The following is a 23449-nucleotide window of genomic DNA, read 5'->3' on the forward strand; positions in this document are numbered from 1 at the left end:
GATTTATTTGAGCTGTGGAAGGTAAACGCGGTTCTGAATGTCTCTTAAAATCTGTCTCAAATATTGACTTCAATCCATACAATGGTGAAGTGCCAATATCACCGTACACAATTCCTAAAGTAACAAGTGCCCCCGCAAAAGAAACACGTTCTAGTTGCTTATTCATATTTGCTTGCCCCCAACGCTAATTATTGAAATATAGCACTGCAAAATAGTAAGCCTAAACACGAAGAAAAGCAACTATGCCATATACATCATAATGAAATCACTTTAAAGAAGCTCATAATTTACGATATACTGATTGAAACCATAAATTATGGGCCTTCTATTCTTAACTATCTAGTTGAACCATCTGATAACCGACTCCAATATGTGTTTTAATATACTGATTTTGAGTATTAACTTCAATCTTTTTTCGCAAAGTTGCAATGGTCACTCGAAGAGAAGATGTATCTTCAACCGATTCTGTCCCCCAGACCTCTTTCAACAGATAGCGATGTGTCAACACGCGGGAAGTGTTTTCAGCAAGAATAATCAAAACCTTATATTCGATTGGTGTTAAATGGATTTCATTTTGGTTTACTTTGACCGTTTGTGAATCAAAGTTGATAGTCAATTCTCCATTACAATAATTATTAATATTGGTTTTTCCGTTGTTATATATTATGTTAGTCCTTCTCAAGGAAACACGAATTCTAGCCAGTAATTCATCAATAGAAAAGGGTTTTGTTAAATAATCATCAGCACCCAAATCTAGAGCCTGCACTTTGTCGGCGTCCTCATCACGTGCTGAAATAACAATAATAGGTATATTATTGTTGGCAGCTCGTATTTGCTTAATAATGTCCATCCCATCCATATCGGGTAACATTAAATCAAGTAAAAGTACATCTGGTTGAAAAATTGGAATAAATTGGAGCGTTTTATTGCCATTTCTAGCTATGCCATACTTATAATCTGCGGATCTTAATGTCATTTGTATTAATCGAGCTACTTCTGGATCATCTTCGACAATAAAAATTCTATTTTTCATTTTTTTTGCTCCAAATAGGTAAAGTAAAGTAAAAACATACGCCGTTATTTAAATTTTTAGCCCAAATATTACCATCATAAGCTTCAATAATAGATTTACACAATGATAAGCCAATTCCAAGCCCTCTTTGAGCCCTTAATGGTTGCTTTTGTTTGCCAGTGTAAAACAGTCCAAATAGGTGAGCCAGATCACCATTAGTTAATTTTGGTCCGTTATTTGAAATCTCAAATTGGACTTGATTGGTATTCTTTTGAAAAATTCTAATCGAAATTTTGGTTTTTTCCGGTGTGTGTTGAATAGCATTGTTAACTATATTAATAATGACTTGGGTAATTAAGTGTGCGTCAGCCATGACCATTAATAATGGATCAGACAAGTTAACGGTAATCTTATGATCTTCAAATCCTGGGCTAAGATGTTGCAAAGATTCTTGAATAATATCATCAATTAACTCTGGAGAATGACGTACTTGAAGACTACTCTCTAAACGAGTCATTGCCAATAGATTCTCCACTAGACTAATTAACCATGAAGAGTCATTAAATATTGATTCATATAATGTATACTTCTCAACATCACTAAGCTTATTTCCTTCTCGTTTCAATATATCTGCACTACCAGAAATATTTGTTAACGGTGTTCGTAAATCATGGGAGATTCCTCGTAGCAAGTTAGCCCTGAGTTTTTCCTGATGCGATTTAATTTCAGCTTTTCTTTTTTCATTTAGGATTCTCATCCTTGATAAGGCTTGACCACATTCATCCAATATCGAAATAATTAAATTACGATCAAATATTTCCAAAGATCGTTTTGAATTTATTGCTAAGCCTATAACCGCAACAACTGATGAAGGGGAATTTCCAAAAATAGGTAAATATAAACACTTTGCTTGTGGTAAAGTATTAGTAGTTAATCCAGCTTCTTGACCATTCTTGAATGCCCAGGTTGCAATGGCTTTCTCGTTATCACTGGAAAACTCATAAAAAGAGCTCTGGCTTTGGTTTAACAGATAAATTTTAGGTTGCAGTAACTTAGAATCCTGGCATTCATAAAAGACCATTGTAGCACTATAAATTTTTTGTAGTTGTTGAACAGTCGTGTCAATAATATCGGTTGATAATTTGGCTTGTTGCAATTTACGAATAGTTTCCAACAGCACCTCTGTTTGGTAGACACGGTTAGAGTTATATTGAACTTGGTGCTTCAATTTTAGTGTCCAATAATTACTGATTATTGAAACTAGTAGCATTAAAAAAAATGTCAACAAGTAAACTGGACTACTACTAAGAGAAAAATAGGGTTTGGTAAAAAATAAATTGAAACTAATTACTGCTAAAAAAGCTGATAAGAATCCATATACTTGATCTTTTAGGTTAATTGCGCAGAGCATGATCCCTAACATATAAACCAAAACGACATTTACCAATGGTACTTGTGCAAATATTAATAGTTCTCCAACCACTGTGCTTCCCAAAATAATACTTGAAATCATTAGCATATTTTTAGCCATGCGCTTAGAGCCAGACTTACTAAGTGAACCTTTAAAATGGGTTAAAAATGTACCATTTAAATGTTGGACTTGATTCAAATTAGTTTTAGCACTATTAATTACATACTCATCAACTTCTGGTAACAGATATCCTATTTGATACACAAGTGTAGATCGTGTTTGCCATATTTTTTTATAAGGACTAGCCCCAAGTACAATTTTGGTTACGCTGCTTTCTTTGGCATACTCTGTAATTTGCAGAGCTGGGTTCTCACCCTGCAATTTAATAACCTTTGCACCTAGTTGATGGGCAAGGCTAATGTTATTATTTAAGTTTTCCTCCCATTTATTAAACTGATTGTTCTTAACATAAACCGCAATGAAGTCACTATTAAAAGCTTGAGCCATTTGTGCAGCAGAACGAATGACACGTTCATTACTCTTAGATCCGGATAAACAGACTAGTAGCCGATCAGTACCTACCTTTGAGTTGGTAGCCAATCTTAAAGTCATTTTCCTCAATGCAAGTTCTCTTAACGTAGTAAGATTTTCAGATTTAAAAAAATTAGCTAATGCTTGCCTTATATGATTTCTAGCATATATTTTTCCAATTTTAAGTCTATTGATCAGATCATTGGGTTCGATATCAATTAACTTGACCTGATTTGCCATATCAAATATATAATCTGGTACTCGTTCTTGAATATCAACGTTTAATTGTTCAAAAATTATATCGTGCAGGCTTTCTAGATGTTGAACATTTAGCGTTGTATAAACATTGATACCAGCAGTAAGTAATTCCTGAATGTCTTGATAACGTTTCAAATGGCGACTTTTTTTCGTATTTGTATGTGCTAACTCATCAACTAAAATTGTCTGTGGATGTCGTTCCAGTGCACCATCGAGATTGAATTCTTGAAGATACATTCCCTTATAGGATTCTTTTTTTACAGGGATTGATTCTAACCCCCTAGCAAGATTGCGTGTATCTGCCCTGCCATGATCCTCAAGGTATCCAATAATGACATCCTGGCCCTCCTGCTTCAAGTCCTGTGCTTCTGCTAGCATAGAATAAGTTTTGCCAACACCAGCGGCATAACCAAAGAAAATCTTTAATTTCCCCCTGCCTGAAGTTTCAAGATTTGCATCTTTTAAGTACCTACTTGCACGTTCATTTTGATTCATCTAGTTATCCCTCCAAATAGAATACAAGAATATCCTTGGTAAGTATACTATCGTTCTAACTAAATTTACCCAAAAATAAAGTCTTGTCTTTTATAATCTTCAAATCAAGATCTTTATAGGCTCTATTACATATGACACAAAACCCCTAAATGATTATCACATATGGTAATCATTTAGGGGCTTAACCCGCGACTTATCTCAGCTAAGCTTCAAAAGTTATTTTGATAGTTTATCCAAGGCCAGATTAGTTTCTAGCACGTTAACCCGAGGTTCACCAAGAATTCCCAGAGTGCGAGTTTTGGTATTTTGGTCAATCACTCGTTGAATTTTTTGAACACTGACATGCCGAGCCTTAGCAATTCTCTTAACCTGATATTTAGCAGCAGTTGGTGATATTTCCGGATCTAAGCCACTTCCTGAATTAGTTACTAGGTCAATGGGAACATGTCGATAAGTGGCATTGGGATTCAATCTTTTTATTGTCTTTTCTTTATCAATAATCTCCTTTTGATAACTTTTATCGTTAGGGCTCATTTGTGAGGCCACAGAGTACATAATATTTTTATTGTTTTTTTGTCCTGTTATATCGCCAACAGTAATATCCATCTGTCTACCCCACAGGTATTTTTTGCTTGTGAATGGTTGTGCAATTAGTGCTGATCCCCTTACTGTTTGATCAGATCTAACTAAACTGCCATTTGCTTGTGAGGTAAAAAAGGTTTGCCCAATTGCACTAACAATTAAGGTATAGATACCACAAATAATCGTTATGACAATTACTGCCAAAATTGACTTACCTAATGTCTTAACTACCATTATTGTCTTTCTCCCTTCTCATAGAATCTGTAGTATGAGTGCAATGATCAAGTCGATCAACTTAATTCCAATGAATGGAACAACTATCCCACCAAGCCCATAAACTAGCAAATTATGCCGCAGTAACTGACTAGCTGGAACTTCTCGGTAACGTACTCCCTTGAGTGCCAGGGGAATTAAGGCGACAATAATTAGTGCGTTAAAAATCAATGCTGACAGGATTGCACTTGTTGGACTATACAAATGCATAATGTTAAGCACATTTAACTTGGGATATAATCCTACAAACATAGCCGGAATGATAGCAAAATACTTAGCAATGTCGTTTGCAATTGAAAAAGTGGTTAAGCTTCCTCGAGTCATTAATAATTGTTTACCAATTTGGACAATTTTAATTAATTTAGTTGGTGAAGAATCTAGATCAACCATATTACCAGCCTCTTTTGCAGCCTGTGTACCCGTGTTCATAGCTACAGCAACGTCGGCCTGAGCCAAGGCAGGAGCGTCATTAGTTCCATCGCCAGTCATGGCAACTAAATGTCCCTTATTTTGATATTCGCGAATGGTTTTCATTTTACTTTCTGGAGTAGCCTGAGATAGAAAACTATCAACCCCAGCTTCAGCAGCAATGGCAGCAGCGGTTACTGGATTATCGCCAGTAATCATGATTGTCTTTATGCCCATCTTCCTTAGATCAGCAAATTTTTCCTTAACGCCGGGTTTTATGATATCTTTCAAGTAGATAACACCAAGAATAACACCATTCTTGCATACTACTAAAGGTGTCCCTCCCTGTTCAGCAATTCTCTTAACTGCTATTTGGCATTCTTCGCTGTATTTATTTTTTTTTGTCAGGACATATTGTTTGATATTCTCCGAAGCACCTTTACGAATTTCATCTCCAGCAAAATTAACACCACTCATTTTAGTTTGTGCTGAAAATGGAATAAACTTAGCCTGATTTGCTTCTAAGTTCTGTTCTCTAAGGCTATATTTTTCTTTTGCTAATACAACAATTGATCTTCCTTCCGGCGTCTCATCAGCTAAGGATGAAAGCTGTGCCGCAATTGCTAATTCTTTTTCTGAATGGCCATCGACTGGAATAAATGCTGAGGCACGTCGATTGCCTAATGTTATTGTCCCAGTTTTGTCCAGGAGTAATACATCGGTATCGCCAGCAGCCTCAATGGCCCGACCACTCATTGCTAAAACATTAGCTTGATTCAATCTACTCATGCCAGCAATACCGATAGCTGAAAGAAGTGCTCCAATGGTTGTCGGGGCTAAACAAACCAGTAATGCAATTAACCATACAATAGACATTGGATTTCTCATATCAAGTATCTGAGATGATAACTGAGAATACGTGTATAATGCCGCCACTACCAACACAAATATGATAGACAATGCAACTAAAAAAATTTCTAGTGCAATTTCATTAGGCGTTTTTTTACGGTTAGCACCTTCTACCATTCCAATCATTTTGTCCAAAAAACTAGCACCTTGTTCTTGTGTTACCTTGATGACCAAATGATCTGATAAAACAGTAGTACCACCGGTAACAGCAGAGCGATCTCCGCCAGCTTCTCGTATTACCGGCGCAGATTCACCGGTAATTGCACTCTCGTCAACAGAAGCAGCTCCTTCGACAACTTCACCATCTGCTGCAATGGTTTCCCCAGCTTCAGCAAGGAATAGATCACCTTTATTTAAGTTTTCTCCACTAACTTTTTCAATATTTGATAAATCGCCAACTTTATTTAACCTTTTTGCCATTACTGCACGTTTTGATTTTTTCAACTCTGCCGCTTGAGCTTTACCGCGCCCTTCAGCGACAGCCTCTGAAAAGTTTGCAAACAGGCAAGTAATCCAAAGAATTACAGCTACTGTAAAGATAAAACCACTACTTACAATTCTGTCTGAGATGCCCAAAAACGATAAAATAAATAAGATAGTCGTTGCAATTGCTGATACATAAACTAGAAACATCACTGGATTTTTAATTTGTAGGTTAGGCTTTAACTTAAGAAAAGTTTCTTTAAGTGCCGCTCCTAACATTTTTCGGTTAAACATTTGATTTTTCTCTATTTTTTCATTCATAGTCAGACCCACCTTACTAATTTTAGAAACGCATAATGTAAAATCATATTAATGTGTCAAGAAGTCCGCTATTGGTCCTAATGATAGTGCTGGAAAGAAACTAAGCACGCCAATGATTAATACAACGATTATTAACATAAAAACAAAGGTTGGACTTGTAGTTGATAATGTTCCCGAACTACTAGCAACAATTTTATGCTGTCCCATTTTACCAGCAATTGCCATTATAGCGATAATAGGGAGAAAACGAGAAATGATCATCGCAACAGCTAATAAAACATTGAAAATAATGGTATTACCATTGAACCCTCCAAAGCTGGAACCATTATTTGCCCCTGCTGATGAAAAAGCATATAAAAATTCAGAGAATCCATGTGCTCCACTATTATTAAGACTAGTTAAAGTACTCTTTAACATTGCTGGAATAGCACTGCAAGTTAAAATTGCAATTGGCGTTGATAGGCAAGCGATAACAGCCATACGCATTTCGTAAGGCCCAATTTTTTTACCTAAATATTCTGGTGTACGTCCTACCATTAGCCCAGCAATAAAAACTGTTAGGATGATAAATCCAAGCATGCCGTACAATCCAGATCCTACACCACCAAAAACAACCTCGCCTAATTGCATTAAAGCCATGGGCATTAATCCGCCCAGAGAACTAAAACTATCTAATGTTGCATTCGTTGCGCCTGTAGATGTTGCAGTAGTAACAATACTCCAGACAGCTGATCCAGGAATACCAATTCTAGTTTCTTTGCCTTCCATAGCCAAATTACCAATATGAGCTAAAGTGGACCCATGTTGTTCAACAATTCCTTCAAATATTAACGCAACTACAAACATAATTGCCATAGCTGAGAAGATTGCCCAACCTTCCTTACGCCGCTTTAAAGATTCACCAAAGCTAAAACATAGCGCCATGGGCAGAAGAAGCATTGCCGTTGTTTCAATAAAGTTTGTAAAAGGTGTTGGATTTTCATATGGATGGGCAGAGTTAGCACCTAAGACCCCCCCACCATTAGTCCCCAATAACTTAATTGATACCTGGGAAGCTTGTGGGAATAACGGTAAGGTTTCTTTAGTTATAATTTTTGCCCCATCAATTTTATGATTTTTAATCCTAACTGTATTTTTTTTGACGTTAATTTCAGCCCCATAAATCGCCTGGTTATGTTTATCAACGGCAACAGGTTGTACCAAGGTAGCAGTTTTATAACCACCAGTTGTTTGAGGAACACCACCTGCCATGAGCATAATAGACATAAACAAACTAAGCGGGATTAAAAGATATAGAAAGATCCTGGTCAAGTCTCGCCAAAAGTTTCCAATTGCTTTTGCTTCTGTACGTTGGATACCTCTAATTAATGCAAAAAGAACCGCAATTCCAACAGCCGCAGAGGAAAAGTTTTGAACAGTTAAACCAATCGTCTGAGAAAAATTAGAAAGAGCCATTTCCCCAGAATATGATTGCCAATTAGTGTTGGTTACAAAACTAACAGCAGTATTAAACGCTAATGACCAAGAAAGCCCCGAAAAATGTTCTGGATTCCCAGGTAAATAATTTTGGAATTTCAAAATACTAAACAAAACTAAAAAACTAACTAAAGAAAACATTAAAATACTTAGTAAGTAAGTTTTCCAACTCATCTCGCGATTAGACACACGAAAAAATTTATATATTTTGTTTTCAATTGGTCGGATAATTCTGCTCATAAAATTGTTCTGATCATTAATAATATGGCTGATATACTTGCCTAATGGAATGGCTAATAATAATGGAACAATGATATATGGTAAATATTGAGCCCATGTTGGCATACTATGATTCTCCTTTCACTAGAACATAAATTAGATAAGCTAATAAAAAGATTGTTAAGATCGTTCCTAAGACCAAAACCATTTGTCTCACTTCCAATTAATTTTTTAATTTAATCAAGGGTGCTCCATCACGTTAATGCGTTGTTTCCAAAATTTTCTAACACTAATAGGAACTTTGTCTGAGAATCCGTAGTCAAATTTAAGATGCTGAGCAGTATCGAAAAAATAAAAAATTGTAACATCTGCTATGAAAAGGTCTCCTGAAGTACTTTTAATGTAGCCTCCCATCTTTTTTTTAATATCATTATCAATTAAACAAATTATTTTTTCTCGACTATACTGGTCCGAATAATCTTTGTAATAATAATTATCAATCATTTTGAACATCTCCAAAACATATTCAAATCAACCAAAGATATAGTATCTGAAAAGGTGTTAAAATGGTGTTAATATTTAAAATTTCATGTTAATGTTTTGTTAAAAGCATATATTTAATTTGTCTAATCTCATAATAAAAATTTTGACCGATAGTAAATCAATGGTTAATCAGACTAGCAGCAATAAAAAAGGTAGGAAAGAATTATGCGCCATTCTTTCCTACCTTCTATTAGCTTTATACTGTTATGATAATGATTGCGGTCTACACAATTAAACCACTGTCATTCATAAGTATATTTCCACCTTATGTTGCTTAACCTATCCATAATAGTTTATCGAAGAATTTCACTGCCAATCTAAACGTTGCTCTTGGGAAATCAAGAGAGCGTTACGAATCTAGTCTCAACGTTTCCTTTTCTAACAGTCCTAATGCACGTCTATAACTCCTAGTGTAGTGTAAAAGTGCAAATGAATATTAGGGTATACCCTAGTGGCTAAAAGCAAATAAACTTGGCATTATGAAAGAAGGTCCCCTATGCAACCCACAATCGGTAGTATCCTCAAACAGCAACGGCAGTCGCAAAAGTTGTCGCAAGTCCAGCCAACGTTTGATCAACTCAATGATAACCCCGACCACCACAGGCCGACAACGACTGTGAATAGATCCTTCAACAAAGACAACACCCCCTTTGGAGGCAGCTGCCTAGAGATGATTGTCGCATGACACTTGACAAGACACAAATTAAAATTAAAAGATGAATCGATTTATTATCCTGTTATTTCAAACAGAACCCTTGTTGATGCAAGGCATCGAGTAGTTCGCTGCGCTTTTTCGGCGTATGGGCGGCACCGTTAGCTAACAAATGGGAGAAGGTTTCTTCGCGCTGATTGGTATCGCGGGTCGCATAGTAATGCTGAATCACGTGGTCGTAATCTGTTAGTTGTGTTTTCCAGTCGTCAGGTAAGTGATAAGTATTGTCGAAGCTCATTAAGCTTTGCGGCATGCGCGGCTTGAAGTTTGGTTTTTGATCGGGATAGCCGACAATCACGCCACAAATCGGGAAGGTGAGGTTCGGTAGGTGAAGCAGGGAGATCAATTGTTTTGGATCATTGAGGATACTGCCTAAAATCACGGTTCCTAACCCTTGATTTTCAGCGGCATCGACGAGGTTTTCTGCCGCCAATAAAGTATCCGATGCGGCTTGGATAAATTTATCCGTTGAGCTGAGTTGGTTAGGGTGGTCGGCGCATAGGTCTGCGCGGTATTGATCCGCCACGAAAATCAATAATTCACCATTGCCATCGACATAAGTTTGGTGGCTGATGGCGGCGATTTGTGAACGCAGTGCGGAATCGGTGATATGAATAATGCTAAAAGATTGCAAGAAATGTGAGGTTGCAGTATGTTGGGCCACAGTGATCAGGCGGTTCAAGCATTGCGGGTCAACTTGTTGCGTGGAAAATTTGCGAATGGTTCGATGATCTAAAAACATGTAATCGCCTCCAAAATAATTATAGTCGAAGTTTTAGCTAATGTAAGGAAAGAATTCGTGGTCTTGCAATACCGTCGTCAGCAAGGTGGATTGAAGTCAATATTTGAGACAGGTTTTAAGAGACATTCAGAACCGCGTTTACCTTCCACAGCTCAAATAAATCATTAATCGTGATTAATAACTTATTTGAACCATAGAAAGCATTAAATCAGGCGGCCATTTGGCTCGTAAGTGTTGCGATTTCAACTTGTAAGGGGGTCTGGTAGCCCAGTGAACTATGAATTCTCTTCCTATTGTAGAAAGCATGCACATATTCAAAAAGGACAGCAGCGGCAGTTTCATAATTCTCAAAGACCGGCACTGGATAAACACATTCCTTTTTGAGGGAAGCATGAAAAGATTCCATTGGTGCATTATCGTATGGACACCCCTTACGGCTGTAAGAATGGCGGATATGTAGTTCTGTTAACCGTTGGTTGTAATCATCGCTGGTGTACTGTGATCCTAAGTCTGTGTGGATAATCAGGTCCCCAGTAATGGTTCGATTTTTAACCGCGCTTTCCAGGGTCTTTAAGACTAAATCAGTAGCCATCTTTTTTGAGAATGAATAGCCGATAATTCGTCGTGAGTGCAGATCCATGATGGTTGATAAGTAACACCAGCCATTACGCTTCGTTTGAATATAGGTCATATCAGCGGTCCATTTTTGATTTAAACCAGTGGTCGAGAAATCCTGCTTAAGCAAGTTGGGACGCTGTTCAACCTTGGTTTTGGAAGCCGCTTTCCATTTATTGACGGTAACGGAGTGGATATCCAGTTCCTTCATGAGCCGGGAAATCCGTCTTGGGCTGCACCGACGCTGCAGTGGTTGAAGTTCCAGATTCAATTCATGGTGGATCTTCATAACGCCGTATCGCTGCTTGAATTCCGCAAAGATCCGCAGAATCCGTTGTTTTAAGTCCACATCTTCGGCCCGGCGTTTTGAAGGCTTTGGGGATCGATAACGATAATACTGAGCTCTGGAAACACCGAGGATTCGGCACATCTTAGTTACCTGGTGGTGATGGCTTTCTTGGTGAATGTAATCAAAAATATTGGTTACTTCTGCGCAAGGAAGCCCAGGGCTTTTTTTAGGATTTCGTTCTCCTCAGACAGGGAAGCCAGCCGCTTTTCCATCGCTTTAATTTCGTCTGGCGATTTACCGGATTGAGTTTTGGCTTGGCCCTGGATCCACTTATGAACGGTTGAATAGCCAATGCCATATTCTCTGGCCAGTTGGGCGGCTGATTCGCCTTGTTTATATAGGTTGATGATGTTTTGTTTGAATTCTTTGTCGTAACGAGTTGGCATGTAAAAATTCCTTCCTTTTGAGAGACGATTTATTCATTATACGCTCTCTTAAAAGTTGTCTCAGGAATCAGCTTACATCCACTTAGCCAGCTTAACTACTGGCATTTTAGACGTGTGGTCTCATTTTGGTCTCTCACTTTTACCATTTTAAAGTTTCGATCAATCAACTCGCCTACTGCCCCAAAAATGTACCAAGCTTTTCGAGCGTGCTCATTTTGGTCTCTCTTTGCTAAACAAAGTACAAAAATCCCGATAATTCTAGTTTTTAGCCAAAAAACAAAAACTGCCACCAACTTAATGGTAGCAGCACTTTTCGCGATTTTTAATGGAATTAATTTACCTCGGAGCCCCTCTTCTTTGCGACCTGAAATCTGTTCCTGATACACTTTTGCAGGATGGTATTCCTCAGCAGCTTTCAATTGAAACTCAAGCCCTAAATCCTGTCTGTTTGTACTAGTCCGGATGTATGCTATTACCTTGTTAAACATCATCTATTCTCTTCTGTAGTTGATAGTACTGAGTTTAATAGTTTGTCAGTATCATTGGCTTTCATGCGTAACGTTTCTCATCAAACTTTATACAAGTTAGTTTGTCGTCAATGTCATCAAGTTCGGCGGTCATGAGTCAATGATGAAAACGTTATACATCTGAAGGCCACCGTTATAGTATGTCCCGTCGCTTTTGGTTACATCATCCTTATTATCATCTAAAAACTACTTCTCTATTGTTCATAACCCCAATTACCTATGCACTTAAAAAGCATTCCACAAAAAAAGACTGCTAGACAGCAGCCCTTTAAAAATCAGTTTATTTCGCTGTACATATTATTCACATTTTTTGCCTGACTATTAATATCTGGGTAAATAGTAGACGCATTTATTCCTAGAAGATTAAGCTCTTCTAACATCTGTCGCTTAAATTCATTAGCTATCTTTATTCGAACCGGTCTTTTATTCCATGAAAGCCGGCTCATCCTAATTTGCTTAGAGCTCTCCATTCTAATGTTTTCAATAAGACTTTTCTGGGGAGCCTTCAAGTTAACCTGATAACCATCAAGTCCGAATAAAATAAATGCCCCACTTTGCCGAATAATACGCTCATCAAGTTGAGAAGCTCTAACAAAAGTAGCCCCAAAAAGATCATCACTTTTTATTATTTCAGCAAAATCGGTAACTTGAAGACTAATCAGGTGATATAGTCTGCCAATCGCGTCATCCGTTTCCGGGTCCAAACCGCCATACTATATCAAACATTGTCTATTATCATGATTTAAAACAAGGCCTTTAGGTATTTGGGATAATAGAACTTTATCATGAAACCTCATCTGTGCTAATGCAGATTTAATTAAGACAGTATCACTATCCATATACTTAATATCCGTACTTTTTTCGCTATCCTCTTCATTACTTTTGTGAATCGGCGTATAGACATATACATATCCGTCATCACTTGATCCTTGAGTAGTATCTTGCTGAGAAGAATCCACATCCGTTAAGGAAAAATAAAGTGCAACCAACGCATTTGTTGAAATATTCATTACCCGTGTGTGTAACCCATGATGCTGCATTATTGCCAACTGATTAATTGGTTCCTTTACATTCGAAAGCTTTTCGCCAACAACACTCAGAATACGCTTATACATTTTATCCTTGTTAATCACGTTTTGTTCCACTCTGAATAACGATGGAATCGCCAACTTGTGAAACTTAGATTCTCCACGAAAAAAACACCGTTTTGAATTAACTCCGTATAGAAATCGTTATCGCCACCTAAAGTTTTGTATTCCGGAGCTTCTAAATATGGAGAATTTAACTCACTCAATGAAGAGCCTAACGAGTAATAATTATTCAGTAACAAAGTAACTGCCTGAATATAATCAGAGACACTTTGTATTGGTCTAGTAAAACTTTTTTTGTTTTCAAACTCAAATTCATAATTGCCACGAAGACCATATCACACTTGTGCCAATATGTTTTCACCTGTGTCATCAGTTTCTTTAAATAATTTCGTCATTTACATAAAGCCCTCATTTTCAGCGTTTAAAATGTGTCGATTCTTTATCCTAGTTTGCAAAAGTAAAATGTCCTTGGTTAAAAATCCCCCGTTTTATAAACTTTCAAAGCGAAATGAACCATTTTTAAGCAAATATAAATTCGGATATTCTCTATTGCTTGAAAATTTAACCCTACAAATAAATACAGCAATGTAATCGTCTTGAACATCCCTGACCTTTACGTCTTGACTACTCATAATCGGAAAATTCAAATCGGCAAACACCGGCTCATTCTTTTCTGATGTACTAAATTCCTTAAACCATTTAACACCTGAAAGTCCAGCCTGAATTGATTGATAAAATAGAACAGGCTTTTCATTTTTTTTAGGACTATACGGACGAACTTTTGATAAAGACAATGAACATGTACCATAGAAAACTACAATTTGGCCGTCTAATTCTTTGAAATCTTTTTTGTTAATAAAAGTCCGTAATGACAGCTTTCTGACAGTTTTTCTTTCACGATGGTTTACCGTAATGATTTCAGCTGGTTCATCGTCTTCCCTTGTTTCAGCATCGTCGTTGGAAACCAGGGTTGGTTGTTGGTCCGCAAACCCCTTTCTAAGCTGTCGTATACTTGATTCTAATTTGCTCTCAATCTGTTTGTCATTCAGGTTTGAATAATAACTTGTTGATTCCTCGCCAGTAGCCTTCGGTAGATTATAATAGCAACCCTCCGCATGCGGACTATTCTTATTTCGTGAAAAGAAAACAAGATCATTTACGCTGTGCTTCAAAGCCAGCCTTGCAACACTACATCCGGGGCACATGAATTTATCACTAAAACAAGACAACTCTTTTTTATGGTTCTTAAAATATGCTGCTATGTCCACAGTAGCAGCAGTACCATCTAGCAGTTGATGACACTCGTTTGGCAAATCAACTTCACAATATACAAAATCATACTTAGTTTCACTCATTATCTTCTCCTGTCAATGTTTTTAAACAATTTATTCAAGCAGTTTCATAGGAACCTAGGGTGATTTTATTTATGCGGCGCTCATACTCGAATAACTGGGCTAACTGCCGCCAACACATCCGACCCATAAAGTTTCTCGTAATCAGATTCATGCTCAATAGCAATCTGTCCTAGGATTTCAGCATTTTCGGCATTTCCTGCCCATAAACCATAAATATCAGCAAATCCTGACACCTCTGAAAAAGGTTGATTAAGTTTATCCTTAAGCTTAACCAAGTCTTCTCGCGTATTTCCAAATATAAACTGGTTAGCAACCATAGCAAGTGAGTTGTTAGTACGTTCAACATTCTGCTTTGTATCATGAATAACGTTAATGCTCACTGAACCTTTTAACGGATCATATTTTCTACGCTTTAATAGTGAGTTCCGCTCATAATCTTCTTCACGAGTTAGAAAATTAAATACCAAAAGCATGCTATTAGAAATCGGGATTAGTACTCCTTGCGGTTTTCCATTTGGACCAGTAATGGTAAACCCATGGTTGTTATTTACATACTCAGTACCTTGTGGAGCATGAACAATATGCATGTCAGAGTATAGCAACAATGGTCGTATGCGCTGGATTTCCATAAGCCTTGCCTCGTTTAAATTATCCTGGGTGTTATACGTTGAGTCTTTGCCAAGAATTCTCTCCATTCGCATACCAAAGTTTTTATCAAACGAGTCACTACGTACGAGTATTTGCGTACAAAGTTCAATACACATGCAAAAATCAATATAGGGTACCCGGGCTTTACCATTTGTGTTTCTAGTTTTGGTAAAACTTTGAAACCAGTTTACAAAACCATGCTCTGGGATTGTCCAAAGCTTATCGATTTCATACTTGTCTAACGTATCATTGGCCACATCAGTATCCTTACCTAAGGTAAAGTGGTCATTAGCATAGAAAAAAGATTCAGCGGTTTGACTCAGACAGTCTTCTGTACCTATTCTCAATACCTGAACTAACCGTTTTCTTGGACGTATTTCGGTACTCTGGGCAGAGAACTGCCCTATGATTTCTGCAGGCAAGATATGCTGCCTCTTGGTTGACGTATACTCCATAACTGCTATCGCTTCCTTAACAGCCTTTGATGGCCTAATTTATCATCAAAAGATAATTACGATTCTTACTATCCACCACTGGTTAGTTCCTAGGCTACTAGCATTTTATTAGCTTGTCACCACATTTTTATCCAATAATGGAACGCTCAAATAATTTCTTTAATTGTTACTGCAAATTTGCAACATTTTATTTCACGTGTCCAGACGTTTTTTAACCATCTGGGAGAAAATAAGGTTTAACTTAATCTCCCAACTCCTTAGCCACAATGTACTGATAGTCCTTTCAAAGGGACCTTTAAAAAGCGCTCTTATGCTCGTTTAGGTCTCTACTCAGACTAGTTATCAGAATTCACTTTCGAGTCAGACTTACTGCAGAACCCTATAACAACACTACGTATGGTGCTCTACCTGCGCTCACTGCCCTCTTTTAAGGTACTGTTCAAAAACATTTACAAAAATGGTCAAAAAAAGAGGGCTGCCACTCACTTACAGTGACAACCCTTTACATAGATTCATCTATGTATCTAACAAAGTCTGTACATGCCAATTCACATTTTGGCATGCTCTTTGATTAATTAGTTTTTTATTGGTCAAAATAGCCTTAGCGACTATACCACCAGTAGCGCGTAGCTTCAATTATTTCACATGGTTTTTGAAACTCACTAGAACATGATTGGTCGATTACTTGGTTCAATTTTAAAAACTCGATTTGGTCTCACTCAGCTTAACCTTATAAGATAGCTTAGCATCAGTTAATTATGTTCCTAAAGCCGGCTTATCTTTGAATCAAAAAAAATAGCGGCACAATGTGCACCGCTACCTTACTACTATGAAGCTTGATCATCTTCTAAATCCACATCTTCAGTTTCTAAGTTATCAATAAGTTGAGTCATTTTACTGCTTAAAGATCGAACATGTTTGTCGTCACTAGACAAATAATACCGCTTAGTTACAGAAATATTTTTGTGGCCAGCCAAGGTGGCAACGTCAAAAATCGATAGTCCAACTTCGTTAGCCCATAGTGAGATCCCAGTCGACCGCAATTTTTGAATTGGATAACTCTTTTTTAAACGCCCAGCTTTTACCAATTGATCGTTTACCAAATTCCACCAACGCCAAAATGTCTTACCCTCGTACGGCTTACCTTTTTTATCACAAAAAATAATGTCAAAGTCTTTTCCACCGGAATGCCATAGTTTATGACAAGCGGTCTTTTTAAAATCACATAATTGCTCACTTAATCCTTTACCCAACGGCACCTTTCTCCACGTTCCATTTTTAGTCATAGGGTTAACGGTTAAAAATGAAGTGCCGGCATCCGTTTCGTCCGAGATGATAGTTCGGCGAATCCAAAGATACCAATTACCATCTTCATCTTGTTTAAGGTCGTCCCATACAAGTCCTTGAAGTTCTGCTCGCCTTAGTCCGCCCATTATAGCGACCTTCAATGGTAATTCCATTTTCCTACAAATTTTATCAGAGCTAAGGTACTTCCAGATTATTTTAACTTCGTCCGTCGCAAAAGTTTTTTTAGTTTGCTTGTTAAGCCGGTTACGATGTTCTAGTTTGGTCTCAAGCCAGCAATGTGAACTGACTGTATTATCTACGTACCCTTGTTCCTTGGCATAGCTAAGCACTGACGACATCGATTCTTTATATCTGACCAGTTGATTAAAACTCTGCTTTTTTTGAGTCCTCAAGTAATTTAGAATCCCTTGGCAATTCGCCTGCGTAAGAGAACTAACCGGTTTTTTAGTCCACTTCGCCAACGTCTTATCCTTATTTAGGATCGTTACCATGGACCGAACTTTATGGAAGGTGCTTACGCTAAGTGTTGCGCGGGCGTAGGTCTCCCATTTACTATTTACCTGTCCTAACTCGGAGAAACTAGGCGTCGGTCTTTCAGATGGCCGATCTTGTTGTCCAGCCCGTGTGGCTAAGCACCACTCGTCCCATTGTTCCTTAGCCTGGCGTTTGCTTAAGTGATCATAAACGGCTTGTTCAAATTGTGTTGCCTTACCGTTAATATTAAATTTGAGCCTGAACAACAGACCTCCGTCATCCCGTTGTAGCACTCCAGTCGTCGTACCACCAATCCATACCTTACCCTTACCTTTAACCACTTTACCTACTGAATTTTGCTTCGCCATAACTACAATCAACCTTTCTGTTGTTTGATATATCTAAATTAATGAGTTTTCAGTTCGTTTACTGACCATTCTTATCCATCAACTTTTTTGATGAATAAGCTAGTCAGTCCAACGTTTCACGTCATTTAATCGCCTTAACCACATTACTTATTCGCCATGCTTCTGCCCTTTCCTAACTCAATACATTAAGCGTACACACTTTTCTGTTTGTTGACAGGAAGTTCTTATCCATCAACACATTTTGATGTGTTATAACTCTCAAAAGGTTGAAATCCCAGTCATTTAGTCAAATTTGGGCACAAAAAAGCCGCTCAAAAAAATGAGCGGTCATCACTTTCTACTATATTATTAGCGTTTATCGGCTACTTAAAACCAACCGTCTCGTCAGCAAGCTTCTGTAATCTGCCAATCTCTTCTTTGTAACTTTCGTACCACTTAACCATAGTACTCGTCATCTTTTGCGGTTTGGCAAGGTTGCCAGCCGTCTTCAAAAAGTTCTCTAATTGCCTTACCAATGGCGCCATTGGCCGATCGTCAGCCATAATCAAACTCCGTCCGTCGGTTGCCTTAACCTGAACTAGCCCAGGGATCTTGCCATCTTTAACTCGATGGATAATACCTAACAACAAACCACCTCGTGGATCACCCTCGGCGTTGTACATCACTTTGGCGAAGTCCTTATCCTCGGTTAACTTCTGCCAAATCTCTTGGCGGGTTAGACCTTTCTGATTCTTTGGGTCATTTAAGATATTCTGAACCCTAGTTAACATTTCTGACGTTGTGGACATAACAATCACACTCCTTATTTATTAAGTGATGTGATTGCAACTCTGTTGTACTTTTAAGTCAAATCTTGTAATAAAACGCTCAATTCTAGGTCAGAACTACAGACGGATTGAGTTCTTTTGCCACTTAATTCATTTCTTCCGGCCAGAATTATACTCCCCATGATTAGCAATCACTTTATCAAGTAAGGCCGGTTTAATCAGGCAAACCTCTTTAGCGATTTGTTCACGTAACGCCACCTCTACGTCATCAGAAAACACCTGCTTACTATGCTTAACCACTAACAAGTCCCCTGATTCGTCTTCATGTTGGCGAAGATACTTCAATCGGCTATTCTTAGCTTCCTTATATAGATAGAACCAGTACTGATAAAGGCTTCATTTTTTGGACGGTGTAAAAATAGTAAAATACATAACCCTTAAAGGCTGATATAACTGACTTTTCAAGTTGGTCATATCGGCTTTTTTCTGTTGACTGAAAAATGAACGTTATCAGAACCATTGGTGCATTTAATTACTTAACTTATAGTAGCAACAGTGTTACCAATGTGCAACATCTAATTGTGCTGTATTCCTTGTCGTACCAGTCTCTTTCACAAGGGAGTATACATAAGACCGACTTACCCCATAGCGCTTTGCAAGCGTATTCACGGGCACTTTGGCCGATTGGTATGCTTTCAACAAGTCAGCTTTTTGCTTATCAGAAAGTTTTGTTGGACGGCCTAATTTTTTATCGGTCATTTTAAGGGCGTCCTTAGTTCTTTCACTGATCAAACCGGCCTCTAACTCAGCTACTGCACTCATAATCGTGAACATAAACCGTCCATTAATGCTAGTCGTGTCAATATTGTCATGAATTGATTTAAAGAAAGCACCGCGTTCTTCTAGCTCTGCCACAATATTAACTAGTTGCTTAACACTCCTCCCAAGTCGGTCAAGCTTGTACACGAGCAACGTATCTCCTGCTTCCAACGCAGCTAAAGCGTTAATTAACTCTGGACGATCTTCCTTTCGTCCACTGGCTTGTTCTTTATAAATTCGATCAGGCTTAAATTTTGAAACTTCCGAAAGCTGAAACTCTAAACCTAAGTCCTGCCGATTGGTGCTTGTTCTAATATATGCCACTATCTTACCCATCACAATTCACTCCTATGCTTGATATATAAGAGTTTAGGTGACTTTCAAGTACACTTTTATTTCATTAATTACTTCTTGGTAGTAAATCAACATTCGTCCCGTTTTAGAAGCAAAATTAAATCAGTTGTCTCAAATGCCAATTCTAGGTTAATAAATTGGCTAGAAAACAGTCATAAGGTATTCTTGCCACGATCGTCTCAAAATATGAGATTGTCGTCTCTGTGCCATAGTCCTCTTTGCAAAATCGATAAAATTCGCTGGCGTGGTATTCCTTAACCAATCGTCTCAGTGATGAAATAGCATTCGCTTGTTCGAAACTGCTGCCTTCATTGGCTGAAATACGGTCCGGCAGTATTGTTCAAAGAATCGTCATCAAATAGGAAAAACAAGATCAATTAGCTAAATAATGGGCATACCGTATTCTTGATCCATTCGTCCTATATCAAGTCTGAACTTTGCCACATTCATGATGGTTACGGCAATAATGATTAACTCAAATACTTTGATGAAGTATTGTTCAAGGAATCTACTAACCGCCTGGCAGTGTATCGTCTCTGGTGAATGCATAAATCTTAGTTTTGAGCTGGAACGCAGTGATGAAGTATTCTTGAACGGATCGTCTCTCGGCACAGGATTGGTCGTCTCTGGCAGGTTGCTAACTTAACCTAATGGCTATAATTCACTTGTGCAGTATTCATCGGCAAGATCGTCTCAAATTAAAGATTGCCATTTGGACCAAGTTTATAATTTGGGCAAAACAAAAGACCGGCAGAGCCGGTCATCACTACATACATATAATGAAGCAACTTTTAGAATACATTCCCAGTAATTAGGAAAGTCAGGCGATTTTAGTGATTGAATCAGATTAAACAACTTGCCATTTTAAATCAATCCACTTAACCTTGATGCGATCACCTTTAGAGGTCTTCATATCCCATAATCAACCCTTGTGTGCCAACATGTGAGCTTGTGTGCCATCTTGATTGCTGTTTGGTATGAATATTGGTCTTCAACCTTGGATGGCTGTGTGGCGATCTGTGCGATAAGATTGCCTCGCTGGCGATTAAATACTTGGCTGTTAGATCAATTTGGCACCAAGGCTCGTTCTTTGATTCATAGCTTTTAACTTGATCAGTGGCCATCAACTATTGAGGTCGTCTTGTTCTAATTTGCCTTAACAAAATGCTAATTCAATTTAGAATAATCACTTAATTCTGCTGATTTGAACCAACTTAACATAGTCTTCATTGTTGTATAATGCCTGCTGCAATGATTAATCACTTGATGAATCTTCTTCATGGTTATAATCATTGTTGGCTTAATAGAAAAAGCTCGGTGGCTGTTTTTGCTTTGATCGGTTAAGCATTTTTCAACAAGATCATTGTACGATCTAGCAAGTGGTTAATCTGATCAAAGTTATCTCTTCGTTCAAATTCTTTCAAAACGCCGATCTAACAAGCAATGTGACCAAAAGTGGCCTTCATGATTAACGATAATCAGAATGGTTTAATCTACTTTGTGAAGCTTAATCCTCACTGGGGATTGTTCCTTAACCTAGTCAAATTATCGCCTAATTTTGGTTCAAAAAAGCAGACGTTTCAGTACTTCCGGCGAAAGCGATTAAGGAAATTTCGCCGATAATAAGGAGCGCTAATCAAAGTAATCAACTTAACCATGCTCCACTCTTCAATCAGAGTAAATACATGTCCAAAGTAAAAGCCGGCTAGCCGCCGGTCCTCGTGTGATTAAGCCTCGTCTAATTTATATTCATTAGCAAGCCATCTCTTTCAGATCAGAGTTTGCTTATAAGTCCTGAGCTTGCCAGTAGAATTGTCTACATAAATTACTTATTCCGTTGATTTTTGGTTTGTTTGCTCAGCTATTCAATACGAGCAGGCCATGACGTTTTTCAATCTTTAGCTCGTCATGGTCGCCATCTTTCCCAATGTTCTGAGATCACTATTTAATTAACTAAAAAACACAAAAATTTTCCCAAGCGCTGTCCGACTGCTATTCTAGATACATCGTATTTATCTTTTAGAGGGGGACACACAAATGAAAAATAATTTTTTTGAACGACGTGGCGATACTCGTTCATTTCCACTGGTTGGAGACCAGATTAATCCCACTCGGCTCTGGTTACTGTTTATTTATCCAATCATCTTAATGGTCAGCGTTATTTTAATTTCTGAACACATATCCAATGCGGGATCGTGGTCATCCTTTTTCATTCTTTCACTAATACCAACGGGACTATTCCTTGGTGGATATCGGCTGATCACTGGTCAAACCCCTTGGCATCTTTTCCGTCATGTTACTTTTAGAGAATGGTTGTATGCTGCACTATTATTGATTTTCCAGTATATTTACGCGACTATTGCTCAAAGAATTCTATTATTAGTTGGCACAAAATCTGTAAACAATCCTAATTTTACAGCTCTCGGTGGTGCACATAAATGGGCCCTATTTTTAAATAGCTCATTTAATAGCCTTTTCCAATTAATGAATGAAGAATTTTTAGGGATTTTCATTTTCTTAGCGATGACCGCTATCTTGATTCAACAATTTAAACTCACTCGAAATGCAGCCATCTGGGGATCACTAATTGTTTCCTTGTTTGTCTTTGGTATGGTTCACTTCGCTGTCTACAATTGGAATATCCCACAAATGTTACTAATAATTGGCGTAGAAAGAATCATTATGACGGGCGCGTATATTCATTCCAAGAGTATCTGGACTTCATTTGCTATGCATTACCTATTCGATACATCTGGCTTTTTACTGGCAACACTCACGAGTGCATTTATGTTGTATCTACATTAACCCAATCATATTCAAGCCTTAAAGAAGCGCTACTTTGATCCAATAAAGTAGCGTTTTTATTTACGCATGAATGTTTTTCAATCTTTTGCTCGTCATGGTTCCACTTTTTGCCAAGGTTCTGAATTTACTATTTAACTAACTTAAAATTACAAAAATTTCCCCAAGCCCTGGTCTGCTGCTACCCTAGAAACATCATATTTATTCTTTAGGGGGTAATCGGAATGCTTAGTGACTCATTTAACCGTTTCAAGAAAGACTACTTACATCGTGCCTTACAATATCTGGTGATAATGATTATAACTTGGATCATTGTCACCCTAGTTATCAGATACAGTAATGTTCATCAAGTAATATGGCACTTGATAGACAAGACAAGCCCCAAAGGGGGTAATGAGAGCTTCTTAGGATTATATGGACATAATCTTTCTTCTGGCCTCGGTATTATTATAGTTGGGTTAATTCCCATCCCATTATATTATTTGTGGATAACCTATAATGCGATAACCATTGGGGCGTTACTAGGTCTGTCACCGAATCCATTTGCAATGTTTCTTGCAGGTGTATTGCCACATGGCATATTCGAAATTTCTTCCCAACTCTTTGCAGCTGCCATTAGCGCAACATTAGTTCATTACGTCTATCAGCGCCTTCGACACCGAACAGAGGAAAAATTTAGTAACACCATGAAGAATATCGCTATCGATACTATTTTATACGTTGCCATTCCATTATTCTTTGCTGCATTAATAGAGACCTATATCACACCATTGATCTTGCAGTCAGTTCTCGGTTAACCAGACTTAGATTTTTTCC

Annotated in this window: 20 protein-coding genes and 1 pseudogene; 2 read left to right on the top strand and 19 right to left on the bottom strand. The window is 37.8% G+C overall.

Features of this window, described 5'->3' with window-relative positions; translation table 11 throughout:
• The 19 genes and pseudogenes from AC27FN_RS05735 to AC27FN_RS05825 form a co-directional block, all read right to left on the bottom strand.
• Window positions 1–166 (bottom strand): KUP/HAK/KT family potassium transporter (locus tag AC27FN_RS05735; protein ID WP_487167303.1); only part of this gene is annotated, 166 nt, incomplete at its 3' end.
• Between the two features lie 165 nt (window positions 167–331).
• On the bottom strand, window positions 332–1033 hold the full coding sequence (locus AC27FN_RS05740) for a response regulator transcription factor (protein ID WP_487167065.1): 702 nt from the start codon (window positions 1031–1033) through the stop codon (window positions 332–334).
• Window positions 1023–3707, bottom strand: coding sequence for a sensor histidine kinase (locus tag AC27FN_RS05745; RefSeq protein WP_153629968.1), 2685 nt, complete (start codon window positions 3705–3707; stop codon window positions 1023–1025). The genes AC27FN_RS05740 and AC27FN_RS05745 overlap by 11 nt, the downstream gene beginning before the upstream one ends.
• 216 nt (window positions 3708–3923) lie before the next feature.
• Window positions 3924–4523 carry a potassium-transporting ATPase subunit KdpC gene (gene kdpC, locus AC27FN_RS05750; protein WP_033098912.1) on the bottom strand — a complete coding sequence of 200 codons (600 nt, stop codon included), beginning with the start codon at window positions 4521–4523 and terminating at the stop codon, window positions 3924–3926.
• A gap of 18 nt (window positions 4524–4541) precedes the next feature.
• Window positions 4542–6623 carry a potassium-transporting ATPase subunit KdpB gene (gene kdpB, locus AC27FN_RS05755; RefSeq protein WP_072557539.1) on the bottom strand — a complete coding sequence of 694 codons (2082 nt, stop codon included), beginning with the start codon at window positions 6621–6623 and terminating at the stop codon, window positions 4542–4544.
• Between the two features lie 48 nt (window positions 6624–6671).
• Window positions 6672–8444: a potassium-transporting ATPase subunit KdpA gene (gene kdpA / locus AC27FN_RS05760; RefSeq protein ID WP_260252465.1), complete on the bottom strand. Its 1773-nt coding sequence runs from the start codon at window positions 8442–8444 to the stop codon at window positions 6672–6674.
• A 114-nt stretch (window positions 8445–8558) separates the two neighbouring features.
• A complete protein-coding gene (locus tag AC27FN_RS05765) occupies window positions 8559–8822 on the bottom strand; it encodes a hypothetical protein (protein ID WP_016511100.1) in 264 nt (87 codons plus the stop codon).
• Window positions 8823–9598: 776 nt separating this feature from the next.
• Window positions 9599–10315 carry a nitroreductase family protein gene (locus AC27FN_RS05770; protein ID WP_003572070.1) on the bottom strand — a complete coding sequence of 239 codons (717 nt, stop codon included), beginning with the start codon at window positions 10313–10315 and terminating at the stop codon, window positions 9599–9601.
• A 208-nt stretch (window positions 10316–10523) separates the two neighbouring features.
• Window positions 10524–11408, bottom strand: a complete 885-nt coding sequence (locus AC27FN_RS05775) for an IS3 family transposase (RefSeq protein ID WP_487167304.1) — start codon at window positions 11406–11408, stop codon at window positions 10524–10526.
• Between the two features lie 5 nt (window positions 11409–11413).
• The gene (locus AC27FN_RS05780) at window positions 11414–11665 is read right to left on the bottom strand and encodes an IS3 family transposase (protein WP_002816285.1); all 252 of its coding nucleotides are present in this window, start codon (window positions 11663–11665) and stop codon (window positions 11414–11416) included.
• Between the two features lie 95 nt (window positions 11666–11760).
• Window positions 11761–12156 carry a recombinase family protein gene (locus tag AC27FN_RS05785; protein ID WP_487167066.1) on the bottom strand — a complete coding sequence of 132 codons (396 nt, stop codon included), beginning with the start codon at window positions 12154–12156 and terminating at the stop codon, window positions 11761–11763.
• A gap of 311 nt (window positions 12157–12467) precedes the next feature.
• Entirely contained in the window at window positions 12468–12896 is a 429-nt protein-coding gene (locus AC27FN_RS05790; protein WP_487167067.1) for a hypothetical protein, read from the bottom strand.
• Between the two features lie 9 nt (window positions 12897–12905).
• Window positions 12906–13385 (bottom strand): annotated as a pseudogene (locus tag AC27FN_RS05795) (FRG domain-containing protein); the annotation flags it as partial.
• 386 nt (window positions 13386–13771) lie between these two features.
• Window positions 13772–14638, bottom strand: a complete 867-nt coding sequence (locus AC27FN_RS05800; RefSeq protein ID WP_487167068.1) for a hypothetical protein — start codon at window positions 14636–14638, stop codon at window positions 13772–13774.
• An 80-nt stretch (window positions 14639–14718) separates the two neighbouring features.
• Window positions 14719–15708 carry a hypothetical protein gene (locus AC27FN_RS05805; RefSeq protein WP_487167069.1) on the bottom strand — a complete coding sequence of 330 codons (990 nt, stop codon included), beginning with the start codon at window positions 15706–15708 and terminating at the stop codon, window positions 14719–14721.
• A gap of 860 nt (window positions 15709–16568) precedes the next feature.
• Window positions 16569–17891 (bottom strand): tyrosine-type recombinase/integrase, encoded by a 1323-nt coding sequence (locus tag AC27FN_RS05810; protein ID WP_487167070.1) that lies wholly within the window; start codon window positions 17889–17891, stop codon window positions 16569–16571.
• A gap of 362 nt (window positions 17892–18253) precedes the next feature.
• Window positions 18254–18679: a hypothetical protein gene (locus AC27FN_RS05815; RefSeq protein ID WP_487167071.1), complete on the bottom strand. Its 426-nt coding sequence runs from the start codon at window positions 18677–18679 to the stop codon at window positions 18254–18256.
• A gap of 129 nt (window positions 18680–18808) precedes the next feature.
• Window positions 18809–19003 (bottom strand): hypothetical protein, encoded by a 195-nt coding sequence (locus tag AC27FN_RS05820; protein ID WP_487167072.1) that lies wholly within the window; start codon window positions 19001–19003, stop codon window positions 18809–18811.
• Window positions 19004–19216: 213 nt separating this feature from the next.
• A complete protein-coding gene (locus AC27FN_RS05825; protein WP_487167073.1) occupies window positions 19217–19813 on the bottom strand; it encodes a recombinase family protein in 597 nt (198 codons plus the stop codon).
• Window positions 19814–21868: 2055 nt separating this feature from the next.
• Here AC27FN_RS05825 and AC27FN_RS05830 point away from each other — a divergent pair.
• Entirely contained in the window at window positions 21869–22636 is a 768-nt protein-coding gene (locus AC27FN_RS05830) for a hypothetical protein (RefSeq protein WP_487167074.1), read from the top strand.
• A gap of 221 nt (window positions 22637–22857) precedes the next feature.
• On the top strand, window positions 22858–23430 hold the full coding sequence (locus tag AC27FN_RS05835; protein WP_487167075.1) for a stage II sporulation protein M: 573 nt from the start codon (window positions 22858–22860) through the stop codon (window positions 23428–23430).
• Window positions 23431–23449 lie beyond the last annotated feature (19 nt).

Source organism: Furfurilactobacillus sp. W61-4 (genome assembly GCF_057545565.1).

Excerpts from the sequence above, each read along its gene's own strand:
- AC27FN_RS05745 (WP_153629968.1), bottom strand. The coding sequence starts at position 3,707 with ATGAATCAAAATGAACGTGCAAGTAGGTACTTAAAAGATGCAAATCTT.
- AC27FN_RS05830 (WP_487167074.1), top strand. The coding sequence starts at position 21,869 with ATGAAAAATAATTTTTTTGAACGACGTGGCGATACTCGTTCATTTCCA.
- AC27FN_RS05765 (WP_016511100.1), bottom strand. The coding sequence starts at position 8,822 with ATGATTGATAATTATTATTACAAAGATTATTCGGACCAGTATAGTCGA.
- AC27FN_RS05780 (WP_002816285.1), bottom strand. The coding sequence starts at position 11,665 with ATGCCAACTCGTTACGACAAAGAATTCAAACAAAACATCATCAACCTA.
- AC27FN_RS05785 (WP_487167066.1), bottom strand. The coding sequence starts at position 12,156 with ATGATGTTTAACAAGGTAATAGCATACATCCGGACTAGTACAAACAGA.
- AC27FN_RS05825 (WP_487167073.1), bottom strand. The coding sequence starts at position 19,813 with ATGGGTAAGATAGTGGCATATATTAGAACAAGCACCAATCGGCAGGAC.
- kdpA (WP_260252465.1), bottom strand. The coding sequence starts at position 8,444 with ATGCCAACATGGGCTCAATATTTACCATATATCATTGTTCCATTATTA.
- AC27FN_RS05815 (WP_487167071.1), bottom strand. The coding sequence starts at position 18,679 with ATGTCCACAACGTCAGAAATGTTAACTAGGGTTCAGAATATCTTAAAT.
- AC27FN_RS05800 (WP_487167068.1), bottom strand. The coding sequence starts at position 14,638 with ATGAGTGAAACTAAGTATGATTTTGTATATTGTGAAGTTGATTTGCCA.
- AC27FN_RS05740 (WP_487167065.1), bottom strand. The coding sequence starts at position 1,033 with ATGAAAAATAGAATTTTTATTGTCGAAGATGATCCAGAAGTAGCTCGA.
- AC27FN_RS05770 (WP_003572070.1), bottom strand. The coding sequence starts at position 10,315 with ATGTTTTTAGATCATCGAACCATTCGCAAATTTTCCACGCAACAAGTT.
- kdpC (WP_033098912.1), bottom strand. The coding sequence starts at position 4,523 with ATGGTAGTTAAGACATTAGGTAAGTCAATTTTGGCAGTAATTGTCATA.
- AC27FN_RS05835 (WP_487167075.1), top strand. The coding sequence starts at position 22,858 with ATGCTTAGTGACTCATTTAACCGTTTCAAGAAAGACTACTTACATCGT.
- kdpB (WP_072557539.1), bottom strand. The coding sequence starts at position 6,623 with ATGAATGAAAAAATAGAGAAAAATCAAATGTTTAACCGAAAAATGTTA.
- AC27FN_RS05810 (WP_487167070.1), bottom strand. The coding sequence starts at position 17,891 with ATGGCGAAGCAAAATTCAGTAGGTAAAGTGGTTAAAGGTAAGGGTAAG.